Below are 2,190 nucleotides of genomic sequence, written 5' to 3'. Positions count from 1 at the left end.
TGAAATATCCTTTTCGACGGAATGAAACTTTGCAATGCGTGATTTCTTAGGTGCGAAATAGGGCAAAACAAAGTGTCTGAAGTGATGAAAATTTGACAGAATGTTTTCGAAACTTAATAGTTTTCGTCTTAAGGGATGTCTTTGTATCAGGCGTTAGCTTTGTTCAGTTTTCATCGATTTTGGCCTCTTGCCTGTAGGGTGCAAACAGTCTATTTGGACTTCGGTTCTCAAAGTTTGTCAGCGCATCTTTGAGCTGTGGGCCTGTAGCTCAGTTGGTTAGAGCCGACCGCTCATAACGGTCTGGTCGGGGGTTCGAGTCCCTCCGGGCCCACCACTCAGTCTTCCATCTATAGGCATGCTGCTGCATGTTATTAGCTAAACCAGCTTCAACTCCACCAACAAAATCGAAATTATCTTGGGCGTCATTTTCAGCAACGGTAATATTCTGAATTAAACGCTCACCATCTGAAATGGTGAAAGTCGCGTTAGTAATTCTAAAGTCTGTACTGCCCCAGACATAGCTTCGAAGACCATAGTCAGATGAAAAAATATCAGTTCTGTACTGAGAAACATCAAACTCCGCTTGTTCATCGGCCAAATTCAATAGATCTAACATTTCTGATAATGAATAAGTGCCGTCCGGCAAGAGTGTGGGAGTGTCGTGGAGCGTTTGGGGTGGATTTCAAAATCTACCGGATTACTATGTCAGGCGCGGTTAAGTGCGTCGAGCTATGCATATGTACGAATGCAGAAGGGGAAATGATGGTTGATTCGAAAAACAAAAAACTGGCACCAATTGAAGGCGAGCATCCCAGTATCACGGAGGAAAGATTGCGCCAGGTGCGCCTGCAATGGCAGGAGCCGATGGGGGAATATCATGTTCCCGAGAAGCCACGCTTCAAGATGGGAACGCGGATCAATCCGCTCAACAACAAGGAATATCCGTCCCATCCTGTCTCACTCGATCCGGCAATCGAGATCATCGACCGATTTAGCACCGGCTGGTCGGGCATTTCCTATAAACATGTGCTGTTCCGCTTTGAAGGTAAAATTTACGCATTCCGTTATGAATACAGCGAAGAAATCACCCGTGATGGCGTTTGGACAAGAAAGAGTATGCCGTACGGCCCGGGGACCGGCAGAAAAGTGTTAATAAACCGGATTATTTTCAATGTCCGCTTCATGGATCGCCACATTCCGCCGGGCACTGACGAGCAGAAAAATGAATTCCGCCATGTGCCCATTGAAAAGCACCACTTTACCTCGCTGGATGATCCGATTGCAAAGATCGTGTTCGAATATCTGGCAGTCGATTTTGATGGTAGCACTTGGGTGGATGTTACCCGGATCGTGATTTTAAATTTAAGCAGCGAACCAATCGCCATCAAGAATTGGAAGGTGGTGCGCCATGGCTGAGCCGGGACCCGAAGCACAAGCAGCGAAAGACCGCATAGAGTTAGCCTGGGATAATCGCGAACAGACGGGCCTCACAGCCGAAGGCCTGCGTGATCTCATCAAGGATGAAATCCGTGCCTTGTCGGTCGATTTGCCCGCCGGCAAGCAATATTTGCTCTATGCCGGCTTTATGGAACAGGCCGGGGCACTTTCAGCGCGCACCGGCTCCTTTGTCGGCGTCATTCAGGATACCCATGCGGGCCAGTTGGTGGACGAACTCTATAGGATGCCTGCTGTAATCGATGCCGTGGATGAAATCCGCTTTAATCGCGGTCTTGACACATCTAAATATGGCGTCAAAAATTTTGTTCAGTTCGATCTTGGCAGTCCGGCTGATCTTGCCTCGGCACGCTTTGCGGAAAAGGCCAGCGGCGGGGCCTATATGCTGTCCACCAATGCGCGTGCCGATTTCGATAACCCTGCAAATGCCAGCATCCTTCACCGCACAGAAATGAAGATATTCCTCGGCCAAAATGTCGAGATTGATGGCACGGTTTATTCCAATCAGAGTGTGACCAGCATCAACGGCATCAGCCGCGAAACATTGCTGGAGGGCGGCGGTGAACGGCAGCTTTCAAACGCTGAATATGGCAAGGCATTCAACGCGGTCGAGGCGGTCTCGCGCACGCAGGTCAACTTCATTGCCAAGGCAATTGGTCTTGGGGTGGATGCTGATGGGAATATCAGTTCATCGGACCCGGACGACTATGACAAGTTGACCGAGGCATTTAATGC

Annotated in this window: 2 protein-coding genes and 1 tRNA gene; all 3 read left to right on the top strand. The window is 49.1% G+C overall.

All coding sequences use genetic code 11. From position 1 onward, the window contains the following. The first annotated feature begins 257 nt into the window (after window positions 1-257). Window positions 258-334, top strand: a tRNA-Ile gene (locus WBC85_RS16600). A gap of 428 nt (window positions 335-762) precedes the next feature. Next, window positions 763-1,416, top strand: coding sequence for a hypothetical protein (locus tag WBC85_RS16595; protein WP_424439916.1), 654 nt, complete (start codon window positions 763-765; stop codon window positions 1,414-1,416). Next, a partial coding sequence (locus WBC85_RS16590; RefSeq protein ID WP_424439912.1) for a hypothetical protein occupies window positions 1,409-2,190 on the top strand: 782 nt, incomplete at its 3' end. The genes WBC85_RS16595 and WBC85_RS16590, both read left to right, overlap by 8 nt.

The sequence above is a fragment of the Planktotalea sp. genome, from assembly GCF_049680325.1.
GTDB lineage: Bacteria > Pseudomonadota > Alphaproteobacteria > Rhodobacterales > Rhodobacteraceae > Planktotalea.
This window is presented reverse-complemented; position numbering and strand designations above follow the sequence as displayed.

Excerpts from the sequence above, each read along its gene's own strand:
- WBC85_RS16595 (WP_424439916.1), top strand. The coding sequence starts at position 763 with ATGGTTGATTCGAAAAACAAAAAACTGGCACCAATTGAAGGCGAGCAT.